A 17,565-nucleotide genomic window follows, 5' to 3' on the forward strand; every position below is an offset into this window, starting at 1 on the left:
GCGTTCACCGCTGATGTCATACACCGACCAGGTATCGTCCTGATGGTGCTCCAGCCAGCGCTTTTCAGCTTCGCAGTAGGTCCGGTAACCCTTCGGCACCTGCGGGAAGGAGACGTAATCCCCGGTTGGGGCCCGCCACACCAGCCCCTCCTGGTAACGCTCCAGACGGGTTTCCCAGAAGAGATTCCAGCCGCGACCGAGCACGCTGTCGCCCGGATTGCCGCTGCGCCAGTAACGCTGCCAGCGCACCGGCAGACGCGACGGCAGGACGAAATCCAGCTCGTCGTCGCCGCTGAGAAACTTCTGCCCGCTGACGATATCCACCGGACGGGCGATAATTCCACCCGCCGCGATGGCGGTCAGCATCGCGCCGAAGCGGCAGGCGATGCGGCCGATTTTGCTGATACCCGGCAGTTTCGACAACAATTTCCCCACCGCGCCGACCTTGCTGGCCGCGCCACCCCAGCCGCCAGCCAGGCCGGCAAACAGCAGGGTCAGGTCTGAAATCTTGTACAGCGCTTCGGGCACTTCCGGGGTAATTGACAGGGTCTGCTCCGGGTCGCCACCAATACGAACGTTGCCGGAGCCGGTCATCACCTTCGCATCGCAGGTGGTGCGGTCCCCGATACGGGCGGCAGGAAGACCATTAATGTAAACACGTGAGGAGCCTTCCGCCATCTGCTGCGAACCGTCGTCGTCGCACGCCACCATACTGTCCGTGGCAATGGCGGCAGGCTTACCGTTGATAAAGACGTCAGGCGAGCCGGTGGTGATGACGCCTTTCTTCGTCATGTTCGCTGCCATACCTCCGGCAATGCCGTCGCGCACGCCGGTCGCCACCTCCCCGGCGAGAAAACCGACGGCGAGGCTGGCGCCGATAAGCAGCACACCGATGCCAAAGCAGGAGGCGCCGATGCCTGCGACCATCAGCGCACCGGCCGCGATGCCGCCGAGTGCCGCAATCGCGCCGCCGACAAGGGTGCCAAGAATCATGCCGGCCAGCGCGCCGGAATGGCCTATATCATCACCGACACGCGCAGCTTCAAACATAACAATATTCCTTATCGTTAAGCGTGGGGACGAAAGCTTCTGAGCAGGTCATCAAACAGGCTGCTGTCCCTTTCGGTAAGCTTTTCTGCTGACGACATGGTGAAAACAAGAATATGCGCACCCTGCGTATTGAAAACGGCCTGTTGCTGCCAGATGCGCTTACCCTCGCGCAGAAAAGTGGCGTGCACACTTTCACCCTGTAAAAGATTATCGCCCAGCATTACGGCACTGCGTTCACTTTGCTTCCAGCCTTTCAGGTGCTTTTCCATCAGAGCCAGCTGGCGATCCGTGTATGCCGTCAGGTTCTCGTCCTGGTCGAGCGTGTCGCGGGCAATATTGAAGGAGGGCACCTGAGTGTCCCGGGAGGTAAAGACGTTGACCGTACGGTCCAGATAGCCTTCAGGAAGCCTGACCTGCCCCTCACTGAAGTGTGCAATTTCATGTTGATCTGACATTAAGCGGATCCCACCACATGTTTCAGAAGTCTGACTGTTGTATCCCCTGGATCCCGAACTTTCTCCTCAAAAGAAAGTGCCCATGAGAATGAGCCAGAATGTTCGACAGAGCGTTTACTGTCCTTCGATATAATGAATTCATTCTATCTTTTCTGCACTGGCTGGCAATCTCTGCATCTGAGGAGCGCGAGCAGTGCGCAGCGCGACCCTGAATGTGCCGCAGGCACATGCCGGCGGAAATCAGGCTAAAGATGACTCCGTTCCTGCATCCGCCGGAGCGCCCGGCGAAGCCGGCAACGTAATAGCCTGTGGCTATCAACCCCCTCATCCCTGCAAAGCCATAACCCGCTGAAAGCGATGCAGAACGTCCTGTGCGCGGTCGGAGTGGTCACGTCGAGGCTTTGCCGAAGACGAGGCGTATCTCCGCGTTAGCGTCCCGTCAGGGCGCTTACGAGCGTGTCCCTCCATACTCACCGCAACACTACCTGCCGCAGCTCAGATCTTTAGTTACATCATCCCCTTTTAAAGCGGCACTGTTCCGGGCCTCTGGCCCGGGGCGGCGCGGCTTTTCAGGGCCTGAATGGCCGCACGGTGGCCGGCTTCTGGCGCTGACGGGACCCGCCGCGTGCGGTGGGGGGAAGCTCATTTCTGAGCGGCGCAGCCATGAGGCTGCTGCAAGCGAAGGCCTCTTTAAGTTTTCCCCGTTATCCACCGTTTTTTATCCAGTGAATAAGGTGCATCTTTTATGAATATAAGTAAGGACGAAGTCCTGAGTATATTGCGCGTTTCATGACAGGGGTTGCAGGAAAGGCCTTCATCCTGTTTGCGAAAATCTGTGGGTAAAAGAAAATGATGGCTATAGCACGCCCGTGTGAGGCATGCCGGCAGCGGGAGAGGCGTGTGTGTTGTGTGATATTGAACCGGAAATTTATGACAGACGTGCGGAAGCCTCCGCAGCAAAGCGGAGGTTTAAAAAAAGGCGGGCTAGTGAGGGGGCGGCGTTCCCGGCGGCTCCAGGCTGACCAGCTCCAGCTGATACAGCTGCGACCAGACCAGTTTCTCGAACTGCTGATGTGTCATATGGTCGGTCCGGCCTTTCATGCTGCGCATCAGGTCCTCGGACACCTGGCGCTTGCGCTCGTCAAAGGGCAGCGCCGCGAGTTTTTTGCGTTGCTTGCCCTCGAGGGCGCGCGTTCTGCGCGACAGGATGGTCTGGAGCCGGCAGCGTTCGTACCAGCGACGGCGGGCGGCTTTCAGGCTCAGGGTTTCGCCCGGTGCCAGCTGTCCGTCCTGAATGGCGGCCAGGCGCGCATCCTGTTCGGCCCGGAGTTTGTCCATATTTACGCCGGTCAGTTGCCACCCGGCGTCGGTGATGATGATGTGTTTCGGGAAACGGCAGTTATTAACGATATCCCACTCGGATTCCGGTGCCTGGATGACACCGAACGGCACCAGAGCAGTGATAAGGCGTGAAACACGCCAGATGGTAACTGCAAGCTCCGGGATAACGTTTCCCTTTTCATCTTTGGGGCTCAGCTCTTCGGCCAGTTTTGTGATGTTGATGGTCACAATGCCGGTGGCCAGATCGACCTTATTGATGAAGAGGACGAACAGCGCATCGAGCAGCTCCCTGCGCTCAGAATAAAATGCCCGCTTGCGGCCGGTCTGCGGGCGCAGGAAGGTGAAGAGGGGATCGGCAGAGACCCGGCGACGCATAACCCACTCACCGGTCGCTTTGTTCCTGGCGATCAGGTTGCGCAGGGCGCGACCATGCTCTTTGCTGAGGGCTTTGTAGTGTGCCGGGCGGACATACTGTGGTGCCGGGCATTTACAGGCCGTGGAATGGGTACCACGGTGGCGACGGTCGTCGCGTGGTTTTAAATTGTCATTCACGCCGGCCTTTTCTTATGGCGGCCGTGTGTTGTTTTATGTGGTGCATGCGTTATAATCCTTCACAGGCGCTGCGCCTGCTTTTGGACCCCCCGATATCTGACGATTCCGCCAAGTTTCATACAGATTTCGGGGGGTTTTTGCATTCAGGCTCCGGCAAATCTTCCATCACCTGCTCCCGGGCGTCTTTCGGACACGCCCCATCCATGAATTCCTTGCGCTTTACGCCCGCTCGCATGTACAGACGAAAAGCATGAATTAAACTATTCCCCCTCATCATCCGTCCCACCACAAGACATCAGATCAGGCCAGCACGCTGATTTGAGATAAGTTCATAATCCAGAGTTGTAACAATGAAAACGCCTCACCACAGGGTTTCCATACCTGGAAAAGTCTACCCAATTCGCGTTGCGTTTTCCAGTTGAAAAGGAGCCCTGCATTCCTGTGAGGATCACAAAGAAAAGGAAGTTGATTGCGGCTAATGTATTACCTGCAAAATTGCCGTCAACTTCATGCGCCGTCTTTCCGAAACGACTTGACGAGCTGCCCCCCATCTGGTCATCAGCCCGAAGGGGGCGCTAATACCTGTTATTTCTTGTCTGCCAGGTGAAAGTGCTACCTGGCCACGAACCAATATGTCTCCGGAGAAGGGCTGAATGTACCTACCATTCTCCGGCATAGTATCAGTGCTCTTTGTTAGGGAGAGAAGAGAAGTCGGGTTGTGTGACACCTTTCGAACCCAGATTTAAAACAGGCATGTCCGGCGCTGTAACGCGCCTTTGATAAGCGGCCGGAAAAAGAACGGGATAAAAAACTATGGGATAAAGTAACCACATATGCCAGAACGATATACCCATGACGAGAAAAACGGCCATGTGTAGACAGATAGCCCCTAATACTAAATATTTTCTGCCAACATTTAGCAGGTATAACGGGAATATTAAAATCTCAAAAGATACGATCGCGAAAGACCCGACAGCAAAAAGTACAGGGTAATGAGCAAGATATTTTCCAAAATCGGTGCCAAGTTCAAGTGCAAATACCCACGCTGTTCTCCCTGTCATCAGCCAGGTGGTCCCTGCAAAAACAAGTTTTGACAGACCAGACTGTAAATAAAAAGTCAGGATATAGCACTGACAGAACTGGAAAAACATCTTTTCTGCGGAGACCATTTTTGACGGATAGAATCGCCGGACGCAGAGTATTAGCGCAAGACAAAATAAGAAAATATTCAAGTGTGTATTGTAATTATAGAGACCACCGGGTGAGTCCACTGAGCAAAACCAGTTAAATACGCCAAATAGTATTGCCAGTGCTGTAACAATGAGATAAGAAAATCGAGTGGATGGTAACGAAAGCAAGCACAATATTATAAGCGTGAACTTTATTACAATAAAATTATTACAGACGAACTGCCAAACCACATTACTCTTGTTGGCAGACCAAAAAGCCGAGTAAGGAATGAAGTCTGAATAAGGTCCAAACAGTAGAAGCGTTGAAATTATCAGGCATAATGCGATTTTCATCATATTTAGTTGTTTCATGTTTATTCCTCGGAAGTCAGTTTAATTGATGCTAACGGAGGTGCTTTTACAACATGAGGGTTGATGCCATATTTTTTATAATCGTAAGTTTTGTTATCAATAGTTATTTCAGCAAGGACTGGGACAAAATCTTCGGGAACCTTTATTGAAGGATAAGTTTCATCAAAACGTTTCCATGGGTTTTTCTTTGCTCTCTCAAGAATATTAAGAAAAAATACCCGTTTGTCTTCATCCGTGATTTGTTTGCTAGTCATAACAAATTCAGCGATCCTGTGTGCCTTGAAAAACTCGACGGGCATAAATGAGCTTGCATCTGCTTTTAACACTCTCCCCCTCTCGTCATAATAACTTAATGTGTCAGTTTCAATTGTATCCGGAAGATTAAACGCAAAGAAAGTATGCGAGCTGAATGGCCAGTAATTTTTACCCGTGAAGGTAAGAGTTAACTGAAATAAAACGAAAGCACCCATAAAAATGTACCATACCGGCGCTGTGCGTTTACGCTTGCTGTTCTGAATCATATAAACTCCTCATTTTTTTGAAAAATGTCGACGCTTCATGTTCCGAGAGAAGATATTTTGCATAGTGACGATGTGCAAAGTCACAGACTGAGCTTTCTTTGCCAAAAATCTGGTAGCGGTGTCTTGCAATCAGATCATAAAAAAAATCGGTCATGCTCTCTGGAAAGTATCCAAAATAACGCAGCAATGACGCGGTTCCTTTCAGGTAAGCAGTAAGTTCAAAGAATGCGCGGCTCTTGCGGAAGACCCCTTTATCCGAGACAAGGTAAGATGAATTCATTGATTGCCCGTCTACTACGCCCACAGAGGTAAGAAAATCAATTGAAGAGCGCGATTGTAACGGAAAGAAACGAATATTGTCATCCTGCCTTCTGTTAAGGATCCAGACTATTAACTGATTACATAAACTGCATTCGCCATCAATTAAAAACACAATATATCGTGTATCCATAAGTTAAATTCATGTTGGTCATGTGTTACCTAGGATATAAAACGAATTTACAAAGTCTCACATTAAAATAACAAAAAAAATGTGATTGAAATCACCCGCCACGTTTAAAAGATATTATAAATCAATGGTTTATATCAACATAATTATTTCTATACTTTTTATTGACAATTTATTTACATTGCGATTATTGTTCAATTACCAGCCAGGCTGGTTCAAGCATAAATTCAACATCACTTAAAAAGGTAGATAATATGACTGTTAAAGTAGCCTCTCGCATTAAGTGCAATAAAGTTCAGAGCGTAACTCTCGCGAATGTTAAGTCTGTCGTTGAGACTGCCTCAAACTAAGCAATGCAAAATATGTGGCTACTTTCATGTAGCCACATAGCGAGTATGCAAAGGGGTGTCGGATGTACCGAATTCTAACTGCACATGGGGTGTATAATCTTGCCAGAGCATTTATCGGTGCCGTGCTGGTTATATATCTTGTAAACCACGGTATCAGCCTGTCAGTGATCGCGCTGGCTAAAGCTGCACAACTTGTGGTAAGTGTACTTTTCAACTATCCGGCTGGACTGATATCCGACAAATACGGTAATAAACTCACAATATTACTGGCTTGCATCGCAGAAATAATATATTTCGCGCTCATGCTACACCCGTCAGAACAGGGTGTAATTATCGGTGAAATGTTCAACGGACTGGGTATTGCTCTGTATACAGGCGCATATGAAGCATGGATTTTTACTCACAAAAAAGACAAAGAGGACAGTTTTTCACTCATATCGCGAAGTGCAGAAATGTTATTTATAGCAACTATAATATCCGGCGTGATAGGTGCTGTTTTTGCTCAGTATTCGTTGCTGCTCAGCTTGATATTTATGGCGATTTCCTTTACTGCTTATGCGTTCACTCCCGAAAAAAAGAAGGATATCCCTTCGGTCAGCGTTATTGAGAGTAAGTATTCAGGATTAAGTAAATTGTTTAGGACTGCTGATATGAATGTTCTTAATTTCATAGTTATTGGCGGCCTTATGCAGCTGCTTTACCAGTTCTGGCCACTTTTCTTCAAAAACAGTCCTATTGGCTTCAGTCAGAAGGAAGTAGGACTCGTTTTTGCCGCATCTATGGTTGCCCAGTGGGCATTTACAGCATATGCCCGTAAAAAAAACTTCAATAAAAAGAGATATGCAACCACGGTCTGTTATCTCGGAGTGTTATTCTCCTCCCTAGCGACGTTACTGAGTCCGATTTACTGCAGTGAATTTTCTTATTTCATAGTCATACTTTATTGTCTGTTTATTTCATTCTGCACGTTAACTACCAATTTTTTCTTTTCCCGCAGCTGTAATCTTTACAGTAATTCGAAGGATGAAAGTAGCATGATCAGCCTTCTTGATACAGGTGCCAGATGTCTGGGTGCATTATGTTTAGCGCTTGTTTCTTTATTGAACATGGAGAACATATCATTTATATGGCTTATGTTCCCTGTTTTTGTACTACTGGTGGCAGTTACCAGGCTTTCGAAAAGGGTGCTTTCTTATGGACTCTAGTCTAAAAAAAAGTGTGAGACGACTGTCGGTAACAGAGAAGGATTTCTTTTCTGAAATGCAGGAAGTGAGCATTCCTGTTATTGACCTGACACTTAAGTATGAGTACGGAAAAACCGATAAAGTTCTTTTTCGTGAAAATGATTACGCATTTGCTATGACAGCCATGAACTGCCGTCATAAAAATAACCTTGCAATAACAGGTGAGAGTGGTGTTGGTAAAACTGCATTTATACATTATCTAGCTAAGTTTGTTTCAAAAATACTCCCCGGATATACATTGTGTGAGGTTAATATTTCCTCTCTGCTATCCGGTTGCGCGTTCAGAGGAGAATTTGAGAAAAAACTTACAAAGGTTATAGAGGCTGCAATACAGTATAAAGTAATAGTGTATTTTGATGAGGCTCATGCGTTATCCATGACAGGGGGCATCAATACCGGTGGTATTGATGCCATGAATATACTCAAGCCTTATCTTACCAACGAATTCAGGTGCATCATTTCCACAACGACTGAAGAATCTGATTTGCTGAAGAATGACATAGCTTTTTCACGGCGATTTCGATTTCTTGAACTTAAACCTCTTAATAGCGAATTGAAAAGAAATATTATCATTGATAAGTTTGGTAACAATGATTTTGTCCGCAATTATTTATCGAGTACATCGACAGAGGGTAAACCCCTTTATGAAATGATAGATGATATCGACTTTCTTATCTCAAAGACAAAAATAAAGGAGCTTGGCAATGAAATATATTCTGAACAGTAGCTTTATGGCAAAAAAAATTAAAAATGATAAGTATCTCATTGGTTCGACCCTTGAAAAACAATATGAGTTAGAACTTGATGTATCTTCACAGAAAGTTTTTGAGGTTTTCAGCACACCGTCAACAATTGAAGACTGTGTATCAAAACTTGCGGGTACTCTTGATGCGAATGAAACCCGAGACATTATTAACTGGGCCGTTGAAGAAACCATCATTGTTCCTGATTTCGAAGAACTGCGTAGCGGCGAAAGTGCTTATAATCCTTTATACGATCGTCAAATTAGATTATTCGAAGAGATTTCTCCCGGTCTTGGTTTCGAAGCGCAGCGGAAACTGATAAACAGTAAAGTGGCGCTACTGGGCGTAGGCGGTACAGGAAGCTACATTTTGTATACCCTGGCTGCAATGGGGACAGGCTTTGTGCGCGCGGTTGATTTCGACGAGGTGCAGCTCTCCAACCTGAGCCGTCAGATCCTGTATACCCGTTCTGATGTGGGTAAACTGAAAATAGACTGCGCTCGTGAGCGAATTCACCAGCTCAACCCTGACCTGGACTACGAATACGTTAACAGGAAAATTGAAACTGAGCAGGATATTGAGGAGCTTATCCAGGATTGTGATTTCTGTATCCTGTCAGCGGACACTCCGCGAAAAAGAATTAAGATGATGGCAAATAACGTATGTGTAAAACTTGGCATTCCGTATATTTACGGTGGTTCGAATGTGGATTCAATAGCCGTCGGGCCTTTGGTTATTCCCGGAAAGACAAAAGATTTTTCTGACGTTGCTCCACACATGGATTACACAGAAGACTCATTCACTGAAGCATTTAACCGATCCTTTATATCAACCCTGATAGACCCATATAATGCATTAGCTGCATCGTTTACTGCACTTGAGTGTGTAAAATATCTGACTGGTTTCTGTGAGCCCACACTGACAAACAAGATTATGATTATTAATCTCAAAAATTATGAGACTATCCTTGCAGATATCTGAAATAAACTCATGTTTCTTACTTATAATTAATTTTTGAGGGGCGTTTTCCTTCTGAAACGCCTTCTGGTGTTAAATTACACCTTCCTGCTTGGTTACCCTTCAACTCAGATGTGCTTTCACGGCGCTTTTACGTTCAAAGCGCTCCACTTTTATTCATAGCATCCTGGCGTTCGTTTTTATTTTTCTTAACTTATTAAAATGTACCTTTGAAAAAGTAGAGATGTGCTGATACGCTTGGACTGGCCATCTTGGTACCAGATTTCACGCTGTGCACCGGTGGCTTTTCGCCGGCAGCCGCCGGTTTTCACTCACGGGGTTACGGAGCACGATGCCAGGCTTACCTGACGAAGACAACTTTCTACCGCTCTCTGCTCCGGTGCGTCCCGGCGCGGAAGCCGACCTGTTACCGGCCCTGAAGGGTGACACTGTCACCCCCGTCAATCCGGCCCGGGCCTACCTCATTTCCCTGAACTCACTCCGCAGCCGGCAGACAATGGCCTCGTTCCTGAACACGGTGGCCCGCATTCTCGGTGCCCGGGATCTGACTGACTGCAGCTGGGCGGCGCTGCGCCGGCACCATGTGCTGGCCCTCACCGAAATGCTGCGGGATACAGGACTGGCGGTGGCCACCATCAACACCTATCTCTCCGCCCTGCGCGGGGTGGCGCTCGAGGCCTGGATGCTGAAGCTGATGAGCGTCGAGGATTACCAGCACATCCGGGCCGTGCGTTCAGTGCGCGGCAGCGCGCTGCCGCGGGGTCGTGCCCTTAGCCGGGAGGAAATCCGTCAGTTGTTCGGTGTGTGCGAGGCGGACCGCAGCAGCAAAGGCGTCCGGGATGCGGCGCTGCTGGGCGTACTTCTCGGATGCGGCCTGCGTCGCTCTGAAGCTGTGGCACTGAGTTACGGGGATATCCTGGCCGGGGAGCATGCACTGAAAGTCCAGGGCAAGGGGAACAAGGAAAGGCTGGCATATGTCCCGGCCGGCGCCTGGCAGCGACTGGAGCTGTGGGTGGACCAGATACGGGGCGAGGCACCTGGCCCCTTGTTCACACGCATCCGCCGGCACGACTGCCTCACGGAGGAGAGGCTGACCGACCAGGCGGTGTACCATATCCTGCAGGTGCGTCAGCGCGAGGCCGGCCTGAACCGATGTGCCCCGCATGATCTGCGGCGAACCTTTGCCACGGCGCTGCTGGATAACGGGGAAGACCTGATTACGGTTAAGGATGCAATGGGCCATGCCAGTGTCAACACTACCCAGAAATACGACCGGCGCGGTGAGGAAAAACTGCGAAAAGCACGGGACAGGCTGGACATTGGAGATTAAATTCTAAGCATACCTGACTGGTATGTCAGTATGTGATGTCGTGGAAAATCCTAATTTAACTTGAGTAAAACTGAGCGACTGACACAACCTTGAACTCAAGAAGGTCGCACAAGCGACCTATCTACCTGACTTTGTTTGAAGAAAGTATCTCAGGGGGAATGTTGACGCTGATAGAGGGTGTGGCGTCTCGTCATTATCTTCATCGTTTTGATGTGATGCAAAACAGTAATTTTTTAAATAAGAGTCGTAGTAATCAGCGATCACTGACTGACGGCTGGATTTAAGGTATTCGCTAGGATAGCCATCCCGTAACATATGGCTGGCAAGTAGAGCAGCGGTCGACATATTCAAATTTGACAATGAGTATGAGCAGAAAGCGTCTGTCTTCCACTTCGAGTTAAGCATTGCTGCGTAAGCAGCAACATGAGGATTTGAAGTCTTCACGTCATGTTTTTCTTCACGCTTAACGTCAGAAGAAGCCAAATTCAGGGCATGGAGCTCTTTATTCTCCTGTCGGGAAAGAATGGCATGCGTTGCGAGTGCATTCATTTCCTGCACAAGCTTGTTGCTTGCCTGATCGGCTTCGTAAGATGCAGACGTAGCGTTCCCTGCTGTGCGGGCTTCATGTGCCCGAAGCATCATAGCCGCTCGTTTATCGAGCGCAGCCTGCATAGCCGGGGTACGCTCAGTAGCAACGCGGCGTTCGTAAGACATAACCCCTCCCGTCTGGTTCTAGTCCCATTTCAAGGGTAAACCCCTTACCTAATTTACGTTCAAGAAGGCGCCTGTACACAGCTTCGAGTTTCAGATTATCTGGCAGAAATATATACATACCAGCTTTGAACTGATTATAGTGGTCAATAATTGTTCTTTCAACCGTTCTCATTACCGCCACTGGATTCACGAGTCCTGTAGCAGGTCTGCCGAACGCATTGTGATTAGTAATGTTATCCACCAAATCAAACGAAATTTCCCAGCACCCATTGTTGCTGAATAGGTAATTAGCCGGGAACGAAAGAGTAGAGTCTTGCTGATTAAATTCACATACTTTTTGCAAAGTTAATTCATACTCTTGCCCTTTCGACTCAAAACTTGCCGTGTGGGTGAATGAGTATCTGCTCCACTCCATGCACAAAAATTCTGTTGTCATGCGCCCGTCCCTGTTCTCAAGACAGGCATTCTAACAAAGTCTATAAGATTTTGATTGTACAAAAGGTCGTTTCAATCAAGTGCTGACCAGCACTGAAAGAAACTGTGTAAGATCTGCGTCCAAAGTTCTGGGGGATGGACGGATATTCGTTTGTGAGAGCGGTTCCCCAACCGATGCGACACTCGTCAGTTGAGGATGCAAAAGGCATAATATTGAGAATCGGTAGCCCTGTAGCCGGGTTGGACAAGCCCGGCAGTACCGGACGCGTCAGCGCTGTGCTTTATTGTTCGCGGCCAGTATCTGCTCAGGTAAAGCCAGACCCGAAGACTGTTATGCTTTTAGATACAGGGTTGTGCCCCGGGATGATACCCGGTCCTGGCGTACCGGGTACCTTCGATATGCGCGCAGTAGTTTTTATTCCGTTGTGATATGTCAGTATCATCTGCGCCTTTAGACTTCCAGAATACAATGCCGTATTGTTCCGCGAGGCACACCGGCTCCTATTTATCGATCGCACCTGAAAATACGCGGGATACCCGGGGCAGGTCAGCGCATATTTAGGTAGGACAGGGCTATCTGTTTCAAAAAGACATTTCGCTGATTGTATCAATCGGATCTGACGTCAGCTCCTGCACGAAGCGGACGTGCTAACTGAGCTGAAGGTCCGCTTAGAGCGAAAAGCGGACATGAGAGATTGATATCTTTAAATCAGGTAAGCGACACAGAAAAGCAAAATAGTCTGACATTTTTACCATAGACAGAAGGCTCAGCTTTCTCTTTCCTCAATCCAGGTAATAAGTTCAGCGAGCTGAGTATCAGAAAATACTGCTATTCCATGCTCATTAAGTAACGATGCTGCGACTCCCATACCAGGCTTACGCTGGCCACTAAAAGAGCCGTCATAGATAAACTGACTTCCACATGTAGGACTACCATCAGTTAATAATGCAGCGGTACATCCAGACTCCTGTGCTGTGCGTAAGGCCAGCCAGGCTGCAAGCTGATAATGCTCAGTCACATCATTCCCTGTATTTTCTATTATTCTGGCTCGCTCCCGCATCACGTCTTTCCCATCAGCAAAAAAAATCTCTGCCGGGGAACGTGGTATTGGTAACCCCGCAGCCAGCTCGGGGCAGTGGATCACCAGGCGTTGCTCCTTTTGCCAGCGCAACAGATGAGCCATCATTGGTGCTTTCTCACTTCCGTTATAGCGCACTTTAAAACCCATCAGGCAAGCACTTATCAGAATTCTGTTTACCATTGTTAACTTAAATTTAGGGCACAGGAATGCCTGGATTATAACAATTTATATTTATCTATTCACATTCCTGCCTATGGATAACGCACCACATAAAAATGCATGGCCGCTTTTGGCACAGAGTTGACTAACATACAGGTCAATGTCTGCTATGAGCGAAAAGCGGAGGTTCGCACTCGAGTCGGAACGGGGATCATTAGCATTGGCGTGTTTTATCAAAGGGGAGCACGTCACCCTGTATGGCCCACAGGGTTAGCCGGAATACACTTTTAATCACCGGGACAGTCGTGATGGCGAGGCCAGAATAGCGCTGAGGGTGCCCACGTGATGAAGGTGTTGCTGGCCTGAATAACCTCATCATCCAGCCTGAAAGTCATGGAGCCCTTGTTGATAAGGGCTTTGTTGTAGGTGGGACAAGATGAAATGGTAAAGCCAGAAGTAGAGTAACCTCTGTAAAGTTTTTGGCATAAATTTTCCCTAAGGAAATTACTCTGTATTACTGATGAATACGCTAATTAACATCGTAACCTGACGAAAGTGGACTCTTCACCAAGTCAACTTAAAATGATGCAATGAATAATTCCTGCATTATCTTCATTATTATCACACCATGACTTTAGCCGCTGAAATTGACTATCTATGAAACCATACTCATTAAAATCGCATACATATGTTGTATGATGAATTGTGAGCAAATTACTACCGTTAAGTGCAAAATATGATGTAGATATTAGCTCCGCAACCACCCCATCAAGATCAAATCCTTTTGTATCAAACACATTTCGATTTTCATCATTTACTATATATCCATCAGGCATTAATGGCAATTTACGAACTAAATGTATTGCTCCATTAGAAATTCTTAGCGGCTCATATTTTGAAGGTAGAAACGATTTTAATTTTTTCGTGGAAATCTCGAATGACCTATAGTACCAACCTAATAACTCATCTTTTTTAACAACCTTAGCATAAAGTAATGGAGCTAATCCTTCGACATGATCATCATTGCCCCATGGCATACTTATATCGAACTGAATAGATATTTTACTCCAAATTAATTCAAGCATAATCCTAAGTGGGTTATCTCTTCCCGAAGCTATAACTGCCCAGTCATTTTTATTCCTTTCTTTTGAAAAGGAATAAGGAAGACCATTTGTTTTCACTAACGAAAACTCGTTTGCAGTTATTAGAGTCGGAATACTATTTATGCCTCTAATCATGTTAATTGAATCTGCTTTTTTTTCTTCCTCTTTTTTCTTTTTCTTCGTAAGGTTTTTTAAATAATTATCTTCATCTAAATAATCCAGAAAGACATCTCTCAGGCCTTTCTCTGATTTATATCCCCCATACCCGTGAATAATTGTCACTGGCGCCAACTGTTCAATTACTAACGAGTAAAATAACACTTGACTTTCCTTATCCAAATAAAAAATGTCATCGTAGTTACTTGGACCACTTACACCTGTTATTTTTGAAAAAATTTCCGAAGCCACATTTATATTTGGCCTCAACTCCATAGCATCCATTTTTCCCGAAAAAAATTCGCTATATTTCTTTCTTAGGATAGCTAAATGTTCATATGCATCGATAAAATCATCTTTGTTGAGAGTTTTCTTTACTTCAAATATTGCTAATACATTTTCTATATCATATATATATTCATCCGTTAATCCATATTTATCCCCCTTGCCTTTCACCAACATGCAATCTATCTGATTGGGTAGTTGCTCTTCCCCGACGCGGATGAATCCGCTAACAACAGAGAGATTCAACCCCTTAGGGATTGAAAATGATTGGTTAATACCGTGTTTTGTAATCTCCTCGTAGGCTTTCCCCAACGTTGGCATATGTGGCATGTTGATGCTTTCAAGTTTATCTTGTTCTTCTTTTACAAAAGCACTTAAGAGTTCTGTCGCTTCAACAATCATATTCATTTATCCTATTGTTATACACTATTAGTCCCATATTACATGGCAAGCTAAGTAGCCATTTATTATTATCTTTACCCAATCGCCATCGGACTGACCTATGGCATATTGATATCGTCCGTTCTGCACGACTAACCAATTCTCAAAAGCGCTGACCTTACCCGAGAGCACACTTACAAACGCTCGGCTACCAATCTCTGGATACAGATGACTTGAGCTTAACGAGAAAAATATTTCTAATTGTTCTTTAGTCATGCTAGGCAACGGGGAAATATCTATAAATTCTGGTTCATCAATGCGTTGAATGCCAAGTTCATAAGCAATATGTCCACGGGCAAGTTTTAGAACAACCTCTTTAACACTTCCTTCTTCTGGCTGCCAAAATAGATTTCCGTGACGATCAGCTTGCTTTCCATTCTCAATTCTACTTGCAATCGATGGTCTAGCATTAAGGGTGGCAAATATCTTCGGCCGAAACTTTTCGTTAGGAATCGTAGTACCGTGCATCACGCACTCGATCAGACAAGCAATGTACTCTTCGGCTGCCGAGAACCCCTGATTGCAGGAGGTACATGATTCCACAACAGGTAAGTTCTTCGGATATGGCTCATCCAACAAGACCTTTGACGGTACGTGGTCACGTGAATTTGGCGTACCACCGCAATAGGCGCAAATGCCCTTCATACGGTCATCAATAAATAGCTTCTTAGGGTCCATATGTATAACTCATACCTAATGGGTGTGAAGCAAAGGGTATCCTAGTTGATCCCCTAATTAGTCTAAAAGCTACTTTTGTTAGGCACCATACTTGGAAATTCAAAAATAAACAGGAGAAGCATTTCAATAAACACGATTAGCTCTTTGGCATCGTTTTCGCTCATTACCGTTATTTCATGCGTGGCTTCATTGCCTTTTTTCGTATATGGTCAACCCAATGTTTTCCATTTGGTGGCGTGTATCCATTATCGGAAAGGTAAGTAACGTACTCGATAAATTTTAGTCCTTCTTTCGCCCTCTGATCGACTGCGATATTCATTAGCATTTTTCTACAAAGTAAAACCGTACCGGTATAACAACCCTCGCCAGTACTGCGCCGCACTTCTTCATAAAGCTCAGTTAGATGAGCGGGTACATGTTGTACTGAATTTCCAAGAGCAGGGGATGGAAGCTGTTGGCTATCTGGAGTGAAAAAAACCGGACCACCACAATTTGGGCAAACATATACAGCGCCAACCTGTGAACCACTTCCGTCACCATGCTGTCCTAGTTTGTATCCTTTTACAGATGAAATATTAATATTGCAGTAGTCACATACGAATGAGGCATTAGGTAGATCCTGCAGACTACGCCAATTAAATGCTCCTTCCTGAAAAAACCTCATATTTTCTCCAAAAGGCTGATGCACTGTTAGGGTTTGGACAACCCTACCGCTGAGCTTTAAACACTATGGGTCAATTTGCGGGTCTTGACAACAGCCATGGTTAAAATCTATGCCACATTTCAACTTAATAGAAAGATGAATGCTCCCGAGTTTGCTACTGATATTCTGTATTTATATTTCCCATCGCACCCTAACTACTGGTTAAACTTCCCACCGATGTCCGCTTATGGCACAAAAGAGCCTTAATGAGACCCATACGCACGATACTTTAAGAATCATCACCATCCCGATAGAGCCTGAATGAAAGACGTGGCCGTGCTGTTTAAAATTCTGGCAGGCTGGTCCCGCTCTGTTACACTCAGGGCAGATATGATTTCACATTTTCAGCCAGGCCAGTGTTGCTCCTGAAAAACAGACAAAGACTATAACCGCTCAAAAGCAATACTGCTTGTCCGCCGCGACGGACTTTTACCGCCAGGCAACAGGATGGTTGATATGTTCAGGAGTGAAAAAGAAATTAATAGCGTTATTGGCGAAGCCATATTAGCGCTGCTTGAGGGCGATGATGACGTCAGCGCGCGCACCTTGGCCCGACAACTGAACCAGATGCTTGAGGTGGAGACAGAGGCTGCCCGTCGTGAAGTTATTAAAGAAGCAATCCGGCAGACCATCAGACTTCTCGCCACAGCCCTTTGTTCAGGTAATTTTGGTGCTGAAACAAAGCGGTTATTGCGCGAATTTCCTTGCCAGCAGAGTTACGGGCACTGGTAGTTCTCCGGCATCTTGACTTCACCGGGTACTTTCTGCCTTACTAAATCAATGTACCCGGTCACTCAGCATCTGAATTGCCCTTATGCTGTTTTCCCGCACACGTGGGTCAGCGGTGCTTTTGCTGAGAAGCTCCAGTGCATTTATCAGGTCATCCTTCCGTACTATGCCTTTCTGGCTGAGCAGCCTGCGGGCAATGCTACCAATGAGTTCCAGTTTTTTTTCATTATCATCCTCGCCCCAATCCATAAATTCTCCGCTAAACGAACTAGCTATAAATATAGCATTGTGTCAGGTGGGCGAAGGTAACTGTGTCCGTATCGGTGATTTGATAACCTCATAAAGCCCGAGGGCCAAAGGGTGCAAGTTTCTGAGAGATGCGCGAACCGATAGTATGTTCCCAGTGTATTATTACATTCAAATGTTAGCGACGTCCGCTTCTGGCACCAAACTGCTGTAGGTGAAGCCCATCAGGCTGCTTCGAGCGAGCAGCGGATCTTTGACACTGAGATATTCAGCTTCTACTG

18 protein-coding genes and 1 pseudogene are annotated in these 17,565 nt (G+C 46.6%); 5 read left to right on the plus strand and 14 right to left on the minus strand.

From position 1 onward, the window contains the following. From ABIC80_RS24155 to ABIC80_RS24180, 6 genes are all read right to left on the minus strand, one after another. Window positions 1-1,050 (minus strand): PAAR domain-containing protein (locus ABIC80_RS24155; protein ID WP_429178831.1); only part of this gene is annotated, 1,050 nt, incomplete at its 3' end. 17 nt (window positions 1,051-1,067) lie between these two features. Further along, window positions 1,068-1,505 carry a DcrB-related protein gene (locus tag ABIC80_RS24160; protein ID WP_429178832.1) on the minus strand — a complete coding sequence of 146 codons (438 nt, stop codon included), beginning with the start codon at window positions 1,503-1,505 and terminating at the stop codon, window positions 1,068-1,070. Between the two features lie 984 nt (window positions 1,506-2,489). After that, on the minus strand, window positions 2,490-3,398 hold the full coding sequence (gene repA, locus ABIC80_RS24165; protein ID WP_429178834.1) for a plasmid replication initiator RepA: 909 nt from the start codon (window positions 3,396-3,398) through the stop codon (window positions 2,490-2,492). 680 nt (window positions 3,399-4,078) lie between these two features. Then, the gene (locus tag ABIC80_RS24170) at window positions 4,079-4,939 is read right to left on the minus strand and encodes a hypothetical protein (protein WP_429178836.1); all 861 of its coding nucleotides are present in this window, start codon (window positions 4,937-4,939) and stop codon (window positions 4,079-4,081) included. A 2-nt stretch (window positions 4,940-4,941) separates the two neighbouring features. Further along, window positions 4,942-5,460: a hypothetical protein gene (locus ABIC80_RS24175; protein ID WP_429178838.1), complete on the minus strand. Its 519-nt coding sequence runs from the start codon at window positions 5,458-5,460 to the stop codon at window positions 4,942-4,944. Beyond that, the gene (locus ABIC80_RS24180; protein ID WP_429178840.1) at window positions 5,438-5,911 is read right to left on the minus strand and encodes a thiol-disulfide oxidoreductase DCC family protein; all 474 of its coding nucleotides are present in this window, start codon (window positions 5,909-5,911) and stop codon (window positions 5,438-5,440) included. Before ABIC80_RS24180 ends, ABIC80_RS24175 begins: the two co-directional genes overlap by 23 nt. Window positions 5,912-6,320: 409 nt before the next feature. On the opposite strand from ABIC80_RS24180, the gene ABIC80_RS24185 reads away from it, so the two are divergent. The 4 genes from ABIC80_RS24185 to ABIC80_RS24200 all read left to right on the plus strand — a co-directional run bounded on the left by ABIC80_RS24185 (window position 6,321) and on the right by ABIC80_RS24200 (window position 10,553). Further along, a complete protein-coding gene (locus tag ABIC80_RS24185; RefSeq protein ID WP_429178842.1) occupies window positions 6,321-7,463 on the plus strand; it encodes an MFS transporter in 1,143 nt (380 codons plus the stop codon). After that, the gene (locus tag ABIC80_RS24190) at window positions 7,453-8,229 is read left to right on the plus strand and encodes an AAA family ATPase (RefSeq protein ID WP_429178844.1); all 777 of its coding nucleotides are present in this window, start codon (window positions 7,453-7,455) and stop codon (window positions 8,227-8,229) included. The genes ABIC80_RS24185 and ABIC80_RS24190 overlap by 11 nt, the downstream gene beginning before the upstream one ends. Next, window positions 8,207-9,226, plus strand: a complete 1,020-nt coding sequence (locus tag ABIC80_RS24195) for a HesA/MoeB/ThiF family protein (protein ID WP_429178846.1) — start codon at window positions 8,207-8,209, stop codon at window positions 9,224-9,226. Before ABIC80_RS24190 ends, ABIC80_RS24195 begins: the two co-directional genes overlap by 23 nt. A 328-nt stretch (window positions 9,227-9,554) precedes the next feature. Then, a complete protein-coding gene (locus ABIC80_RS24200; protein ID WP_242389906.1) occupies window positions 9,555-10,553 on the plus strand; it encodes a tyrosine-type recombinase/integrase in 999 nt (332 codons plus the stop codon). Window positions 10,554-10,670: 117 nt separating this feature from the next. Here ABIC80_RS24200 and ABIC80_RS24205 read toward each other — a convergent pair whose 3' ends face one another. From ABIC80_RS24205 to ABIC80_RS24235, 7 genes and pseudogenes are all read right to left on the minus strand, one after another. After that, on the minus strand, window positions 10,671-11,267 hold the full coding sequence (locus tag ABIC80_RS24205; RefSeq protein ID WP_042716050.1) for a hypothetical protein: 597 nt from the start codon (window positions 11,265-11,267) through the stop codon (window positions 10,671-10,673). Continuing rightward, the gene (locus ABIC80_RS24210) at window positions 11,239-11,703 is read right to left on the minus strand and encodes a hypothetical protein (protein WP_042716052.1); all 465 of its coding nucleotides are present in this window, start codon (window positions 11,701-11,703) and stop codon (window positions 11,239-11,241) included. The genes ABIC80_RS24205 and ABIC80_RS24210 overlap by 29 nt, the downstream gene beginning before the upstream one ends. Before the next feature lie 766 nt (window positions 11,704-12,469). Beyond that, window positions 12,470-12,964: a DUF523 domain-containing protein gene (locus ABIC80_RS24215; RefSeq protein WP_042716054.1), complete on the minus strand. Its 495-nt coding sequence runs from the start codon at window positions 12,962-12,964 to the stop codon at window positions 12,470-12,472. Between the two features lie 229 nt (window positions 12,965-13,193). Next, window positions 13,194-13,386, minus strand: a pseudogene (locus ABIC80_RS24220) (transposase); the annotation flags it as partial. Window positions 13,387-13,515: 129 nt separating this feature from the next. Next, window positions 13,516-14,889: a DUF6602 domain-containing protein gene (locus tag ABIC80_RS24225; RefSeq protein WP_277170563.1), complete on the minus strand. Its 1,374-nt coding sequence runs from the start codon at window positions 14,887-14,889 to the stop codon at window positions 13,516-13,518. Window positions 14,890-14,916: 27 nt separating this feature from the next. Continuing rightward, window positions 14,917-15,606: a hypothetical protein gene (locus ABIC80_RS24230; protein ID WP_429178847.1), complete on the minus strand. Its 690-nt coding sequence runs from the start codon at window positions 15,604-15,606 to the stop codon at window positions 14,917-14,919. A gap of 169 nt (window positions 15,607-15,775) precedes the next feature. Then, window positions 15,776-16,270, minus strand: a complete 495-nt coding sequence (locus ABIC80_RS24235) for a hypothetical protein (protein WP_429178849.1) — start codon at window positions 16,268-16,270, stop codon at window positions 15,776-15,778. A gap of 486 nt (window positions 16,271-16,756) precedes the next feature. Here ABIC80_RS24235 and ABIC80_RS24240 point away from each other — a divergent pair, with 486 nt between their 5' ends. Beyond that, the gene (locus tag ABIC80_RS24240) at window positions 16,757-17,041 is read left to right on the plus strand and encodes a hypothetical protein (protein WP_263754797.1); all 285 of its coding nucleotides are present in this window, start codon (window positions 16,757-16,759) and stop codon (window positions 17,039-17,041) included. Between the two features lie 45 nt (window positions 17,042-17,086). Here the strand turns inward: ABIC80_RS24240 and ABIC80_RS24245 are convergent, their stop codons facing one another. Continuing rightward, window positions 17,087-17,287: a hypothetical protein gene (locus tag ABIC80_RS24245; RefSeq protein WP_042717749.1), complete on the minus strand. Its 201-nt coding sequence runs from the start codon at window positions 17,285-17,287 to the stop codon at window positions 17,087-17,089. Between the last annotated feature and the right edge of the window lie 278 nt (window positions 17,288-17,565).

It is taken from the genome of Kosakonia sp. 1610, from assembly GCF_050435845.1.
In the GTDB taxonomy this organism is placed as follows: Bacteria; Pseudomonadota; Gammaproteobacteria; order Enterobacterales; family Enterobacteriaceae; genus Kosakonia; species Kosakonia cowanii.

Bases quoted from the DNA above. Each gene is read 5' to 3' on its own strand.
- ABIC80_RS24215 (WP_042716054.1), bottom strand. From the start codon at position 12,964: ATGGTAAACAGAATTCTGATAAGTGCTTGCCTGATGGGTTTTAAAGTG.
- ABIC80_RS24235 (WP_429178849.1), bottom strand. From the start codon at position 16,270: ATGAGGTTTTTTCAGGAAGGAGCATTTAATTGGCGTAGTCTGCAGGAT.
- ABIC80_RS24245 (WP_042717749.1), bottom strand. From the start codon at position 17,287: ATGGATTGGGGCGAGGATGATAATGAAAAAAAACTGGAACTCATTGGT.
- ABIC80_RS24180 (WP_429178840.1), bottom strand. From the start codon at position 5,911: ATGGATACACGATATATTGTGTTTTTAATTGATGGCGAATGCAGTTTA.
- ABIC80_RS24185 (WP_429178842.1), top strand. From the start codon at position 6,321: ATGTACCGAATTCTAACTGCACATGGGGTGTATAATCTTGCCAGAGCA.
- ABIC80_RS24240 (WP_263754797.1), top strand. From the start codon at position 16,757: ATGGTTGATATGTTCAGGAGTGAAAAAGAAATTAATAGCGTTATTGGC.
- ABIC80_RS24160 (WP_429178832.1), bottom strand. From the start codon at position 1,505: ATGTCAGATCAACATGAAATTGCACACTTCAGTGAGGGGCAGGTCAGG.
- ABIC80_RS24225 (WP_277170563.1), bottom strand. From the start codon at position 14,889: ATGATTGTTGAAGCGACAGAACTCTTAAGTGCTTTTGTAAAAGAAGAA.
- ABIC80_RS24170 (WP_429178836.1), bottom strand. From the start codon at position 4,939: ATGAAACAACTAAATATGATGAAAATCGCATTATGCCTGATAATTTCA.
- ABIC80_RS24190 (WP_429178844.1), top strand. From the start codon at position 7,453: ATGGACTCTAGTCTAAAAAAAAGTGTGAGACGACTGTCGGTAACAGAG.
- ABIC80_RS24205 (WP_042716050.1), bottom strand. From the start codon at position 11,267: ATGTCTTACGAACGCCGCGTTGCTACTGAGCGTACCCCGGCTATGCAG.
- ABIC80_RS24195 (WP_429178846.1), top strand. From the start codon at position 8,207: ATGAAATATATTCTGAACAGTAGCTTTATGGCAAAAAAAATTAAAAAT.
- ABIC80_RS24200 (WP_242389906.1), top strand. From the start codon at position 9,555: ATGCCAGGCTTACCTGACGAAGACAACTTTCTACCGCTCTCTGCTCCG.
- ABIC80_RS24175 (WP_429178838.1), bottom strand. From the start codon at position 5,460: ATGATTCAGAACAGCAAGCGTAAACGCACAGCGCCGGTATGGTACATT.
- ABIC80_RS24230 (WP_429178847.1), bottom strand. From the start codon at position 15,606: ATGGACCCTAAGAAGCTATTTATTGATGACCGTATGAAGGGCATTTGC.
- ABIC80_RS24210 (WP_042716052.1), bottom strand. From the start codon at position 11,703: ATGACAACAGAATTTTTGTGCATGGAGTGGAGCAGATACTCATTCACC.